The organism is uncultured Cetobacterium sp. (assembly GCF_947039425.1).
Taxonomy (GTDB): domain Bacteria; phylum Fusobacteriota; class Fusobacteriia; order Fusobacteriales; family Fusobacteriaceae; genus Cetobacterium_A.
In genome coordinates this window covers 1-5,105 of sequence record NZ_CAMQYW010000131.1, presented here as the reverse complement: position 1 = coordinate 5,105, position 5,105 = coordinate 1, and the positions used below count along the sequence as shown (strand labels likewise).

Here is a 5,105-nt window from a genome sequence, read left to right as displayed (position 1 = left end):
TACTTAAAATTTTAGTTTTTAATCTAAATATAATAAGAAAGGGAACTAGAAGAAATAAGGGATGAAATATAAAAGATTTTTTTAAATTTAAATGAAATAATGCTATATAGGCTCTTGTAATTCCACAGGTTAAACATGGAATACCAAATAAATTATAAAATATACAAATACTCTTATTAAAAAAAGAAACATAAAAGATACTAAATAATCCAATTATAATTATTTTATATTGCATAGATCATTTTCTTGACATTGCATAAGAGCAAGAGAAACGATTCCAAAACCTAATAAGAATAAAATTAGATATAAAGGCCCCTCATTTTTTCCGCCAGATTGAGCAATATTATCACCCATTTTATAATTCCAAATAAGTCCATAGATTCCACAAGTTATAATTGTTAAGAAAATAGTCATTCCACCATTAATATTTTCATTATTCTTTTCAGCAAATTCATTATTAATATTAATCCACCAAAATATACTATAAAGCCCACAAGTTACTAGTGACAAGATAATACAAGAAACAATACTTCTTTTTTTTAACATAAAAACCCTCCTGATATTTAAAATAACTGTTTTATATAATAGTACTTTTACATAAAAAATTCAATATAATTATAATTTTTATAAAAAAAAATTGACAAAAACTTTAAAAAGTATTATTATTATCTTGTAAATTAGTACGAAACCGTACTTTAAAGGGGGAAGATATGATATTTAAATCATTAAGAATATTTGAAGAAGAGGGTAAATTTTTAAAAAAAATAGTTGAAAGAGATACAAATGAGTTACCTGTAGGAGATATATTAATACAAGTTAAATTTTCATCTCTAAACTATAAAGATGCATTGTCATATTCAGGAAATAGAGGAGTAACAAGAGTATATCCTCATACACCTGGAATAGATGCAGGAGGTATTATTGTAGAATCTTTAAGTAGTGATTTTAAAATTGGTGAAGAAGTTATTGTAACAGGATATGATCTAGGTATGAATACAGATGGTGGTTTTGGAGAATATATTAGAGTTCCAAAAGAGTGGGTAGTAAAAAAACCTGAAAACATATCATTAGAAGAAGCTATGATTTATGGAACAGCAGGATTTACAGCTGCCTTATCAGTATTTGAATTAATAAAAGATGTAAAACCAGAGGATGGAGATATATTAGTAACTGGTGCAACTGGTGGAGTAGGAAGTCATAGTATTAAATTTTTAAAAAAATTAGGTTATAATGTTGTAGCTGGAATTAATAAAATTCAAGGTGAAGAGTATGCAAGAGAGTTAGGTGCAAAAGATATTTTATTAAGTGAAGATTTAAATGATAAGAGTGGGAAGCCTATGTTAAAACAAAAATGGGCTGGAGCAATTGATACAGTTGGAGGAAATCCATTATCTACAGCTATAAGAGAACTTAAATATTGTGGAGTTGTAACAACTTGTGGAAATATAGCTGGTGGAGAGATTCCAGTAGCAAATGTATATCCTTTTATATTGAGAGGAGTTAAATTAATTGGAATTGATTCTGTTCAATGTCCAATGGAAAAAAGAAAACAAATTTGGGAAAATCTTTCAGACGATTGGAAAGGTGAAAATTTAACTAAAGGAATAAAAATGGTTTCTTTAGAAGAGTTATCTAGTTCAATAGAAGATATGTTAGATCACAAATTAATAGGAAGAGTTATTTTAAAGCACAGATAGTTTTTAGGAGGAAAAATGAGTTATATTAATAATATTAAAAACTATATTCCAATCTGTGATCAAGAGAAGAAAGATAAAGATGTTATTTTAAAATGTTTAAATACCTTTGAAGATATCTTAACTAGAAAAAATATAGTAGCTCATCTTACAAGTTCGGGCTTTATTATAAATAAAGAAAAAACAAAAACTTTAATGATTCATCATAATATATATAGATCTTGGGGTTGGACAGGGGGTCATATGGATGGAGATAATGATTTTTTAAATGTTGCTATAAAAGAGGCCAAAGAAGAAACAGGATTAAAAAATGTAAAACCTTTATTTGATAAAATTAGCAGTTTAGATGTGATACCTGTAAAATCTCATTATAAAAAAGGAGAATTTATATCTTCTCATCTTCATTTATCAATAGCCTATATTTTAGTAGCAGATGAGAAGGAAAGTATTCATATAAAAGAGGATGAAAATAGTAATATAAAATGGATTAATATAAATGAAGTTATGGAATATACGAAAAATGAACCGCATATGCAGCTCATATATAAAAAATTAATAAATAGTATATAGAATTAATTTATATAAAACTGTCAATTGAAACTAATTGGCAGTTTTTTTATATAAAAAATATTTGATATTCAAACTAATTTATATTATTATAGTTTTTGTTACGAAACATTTGTTCTGGGAGGGATTATGAAAAGTAAATTATTTTTATTAGCATTTATATGTGCAAGTGCACAAGGTGCAGATTTGTATACAGAAGGAGTTATTCTTAATGAATCTGTTATATCAACATCTGGGTATGAAGAATCATTGAAAAATACACCAAAGAATATACAAATTATAACTAAAGAGGATATTGAAGAAAATAATTATAAAGATGTTTCTGAAATACTAGAAAGTTCATCTCTTATTTCTATTTCAAAAAATTCTATAGGTGAATCTATTCAAATGAGAGGGAGTGGTTTAAACTCAAAGGGGACAGTTCAAATATTAGTTGATGGAACATCTATTAATCCTGTGGATATAAATCATGGTATAATTCCATTAAATTCAATTGAAGTTGCAAATATTGAAAAAATAGAGATATTACCAGGTGGAAATGGTGTTTTATATGGTGATGGATTTACTGGTGGAATGGTAAATATAATTACAAAATCAACTGTAGAAAAAACTAAGTCTTATGTTGGAGCAAGATATGGAGAAAATAATCAAAAGAAATTTGAAACAGGGTCTTCTATAAAAGTAAATGATAATATTGGGCTAATTATAAATTATTCCAATGAAAATAATAAAACAGATAGAGATTTTGAAAATAACAAATCTCAACATTTTGATATAACTAGTTTATTAAAAATTTCTGAAAAAGATAAACTATCTTTAAAATATTCATATTATAATAAAAAATCAGAAACAGCAGAATTATTAAATAAAGAAGAGTTCGAAAGTAATAAATCTCAATCTGGCGTTGATTTTAATGGGGCTGAATTTGGAAAAAAATATAAAGGATTAAAAGGAAGCGGAGATATTTTAGATAAAAGTAAACTAAGAAGAGATGAGTTTTCTTTTAACTATAATAGAAGTATTTCATCTGATTTAGAATTAAATATAAAAGGGAGTTACCAGAAAAATAAAAATGATATTAAAAGTAAAGAGGAAACATATGCTAATTTTCCAACACTAACAAATCCTTTTAATTATTTAGAATATTATGCAGATAATATTGGGACATTTACAGATGAAAAATTAAAAGTTAATCCATCTTTAAAATATAAATATGGAGAAAATAGTTATTTGATTTTAGGATATGACTATAAATTACAAAAAAGTAAAAGGAATTTTGAAAATTTTATGGATATGTATAAAGTTTATAATTTAAATAGTGAAAAAGAAAGTCATGGAGCTTATGTTTTTAATAAAACAAAAATAGATAAATTAGAACTATTGCAAGGATTTAGAAGAGAGTGGACAGATTATGATACAACAAAGGAAAGTCATTATTATCATAGAGTTAAACCAGGATTTTTAAATAATGGGTATATTGATGGCGGTTTTAAAAGAGACCATATTCGTAAAAAAATGAGAAATGATAGTTATGAATTTGCTATAAACTATTTATATTCAAATAGTGGAAATATTTATACTCGTTTTGAGCAAAGTTTTAGAACTCCAGCTCCAACAGAGTTTCAAGATAAAGTAAATAATTCATATAAGATAAACAATTTAGATTCTGAAATTAATCAAACACTAGAAGCAGGTTTAAAAGATTATTTACTTGGATCAACAGTGGCGATTAATACTTTCATAGGTAGAACAAAAGGGGAAATATATTATAATGAAGTAACTCATGGAAAAGAGTGGACTTATTCTAATTTAGATGAAACTCAAAGAAAAGGGATAGAATCATCATTTTCTCAAGAATTTGGAAAAATTAAATTTATAGAGAGTTTATCATATGTTGATGCTAAAATAAAAAAAGATAATATAAATTCAAATTATGAAGGGAATCAAGTACCTTATACATCAAAATTAAAGGGGAATATAAGTGCAAAAATTGATTGGTCTAAAAAGTTAAATTCAATCCTTTCATTTAATTATAAAGATGGATATTACTTGGATAAGGCTAATAAATATAAAGCCAATAGTAATATAACTTTAGATTTAACTGTTAATTATATAATGGATAATGGTTTGAAATTATATGGAGGAATAAATAATATTTTAGATAGAAAAAACTTTGATCAAGAAGCGATTTCAAATGGAGAAAAAGTTTTTGACCCAAGTGAGGGAAGACACTTTTACTCTGGATTTAAATATACTTTCTAAAAAAATGGGCATAACACTTTATTATGCCCATTTTTTATTATTTAAAATTGAGAATTAATAATAACTTCTTCTCCATATCCTCCAGCTCCAGGTAGAGGTTTATAAGTTGATTGACTATTTCTTAAAATTCTAATCCCTCTAATTCCAGCTTCTTTAGCAGCTAAAATATCTTCATCACTATCACCGTAGTGTAAAGAAATATTATATTTTTTCATATAATATGTTTTATCATATTTATTTTGTGAAGCAGTATAAGGTGTTTGATAACTAATTGGATGCATATTTTTAATTTTAAATACTTTTTGAAGTATTTTAGCAGTATCATCTAGTTCACCTTTTTTTAATCCTTCAGGTGCAGTTCTTCCTGTTATAAAGTAAATAGTATCTCCTCTTTTTTGATGCATTGCAATAATTTTTGCAGCAGCAGATTTAGGAAGTGAATATCTATCTCCTCCATCACTAACAAAGTTCCAAAATTCTTGGTTTTTTAAGTATTTAAAATTATCTGGAGAATATTTTTCTTTACCATAATAAAAGGCTGGAGATGAAAATAAAACTGTATCATCTATATCAAAACTAACA

Annotated in this window: 6 protein-coding genes; 3 read left to right on the top strand and 3 right to left on the bottom strand. The window is 25.8% G+C overall.

The window, feature by feature from the left end; genetic code table 11:
- Together Q0V09_RS10800 and Q0V09_RS07455 are read right to left on the bottom strand one after the other, a co-directional pair.
- On the bottom strand, positions 1–235 hold a 235-nt coding region (locus Q0V09_RS10800), incomplete at its 3' end, for a DUF2752 domain-containing protein (protein ID WP_367172316.1).
- Positions 220–546: a DUF4234 domain-containing protein gene (locus tag Q0V09_RS07455; protein WP_297488070.1), complete on the bottom strand. Its 327-nt coding sequence runs from the start codon at positions 544–546 to the stop codon at positions 220–222. The genes Q0V09_RS07455 and Q0V09_RS10800, both read right to left, overlap by 16 nt.
- A gap of 164 nt (positions 547–710) precedes the next feature.
- Here Q0V09_RS07455 and Q0V09_RS07450 point away from each other — a divergent pair, with 164 nt between their 5' ends.
- From Q0V09_RS07450 to Q0V09_RS07440, 3 genes are all read left to right on the top strand, one after another.
- A complete protein-coding gene (locus tag Q0V09_RS07450; protein WP_297407882.1) occupies positions 711–1,697 on the top strand; it encodes a YhdH/YhfP family quinone oxidoreductase in 987 nt (328 codons plus the stop codon).
- A gap of 15 nt (positions 1,698–1,712) precedes the next feature.
- Positions 1,713–2,264 carry an NUDIX hydrolase gene (locus Q0V09_RS07445; RefSeq protein ID WP_297407880.1) on the top strand — a complete coding sequence of 184 codons (552 nt, stop codon included), beginning with the start codon at positions 1,713–1,715 and terminating at the stop codon, positions 2,262–2,264.
- Positions 2,265–2,390: 126 nt separating this feature from the next.
- Complete coding sequence (locus tag Q0V09_RS07440; protein ID WP_297407603.1) at positions 2,391–4,523, top strand: TonB-dependent receptor; 2,133 nt, start codon at positions 2,391–2,393, stop codon at positions 4,521–4,523.
- A gap of 41 nt (positions 4,524–4,564) precedes the next feature.
- Here the strand turns inward: Q0V09_RS07440 and aphA are convergent.
- Positions 4,565–5,105: acid phosphatase AphA (aphA, locus tag Q0V09_RS07435; protein ID WP_297488067.1), on the bottom strand; the 541-nt coding region annotated here is incomplete at its 5' end.

Coding starts and splice junctions, on each gene's coding strand:
- Q0V09_RS07450 (WP_297407882.1), top strand. CDS start 711: ATGATATTTAAATCATTAAGAATATTTGAAGAAGAGGGTAAATTTTTA.
- Q0V09_RS07455 (WP_297488070.1), bottom strand. CDS start 546: ATGTTAAAAAAAAGAAGTATTGTTTCTTGTATTATCTTGTCACTAGTA.
- Q0V09_RS07445 (WP_297407880.1), top strand. CDS start 1,713: ATGAGTTATATTAATAATATTAAAAACTATATTCCAATCTGTGATCAA.
- Q0V09_RS07440 (WP_297407603.1), top strand. CDS start 2,391: ATGAAAAGTAAATTATTTTTATTAGCATTTATATGTGCAAGTGCACAA.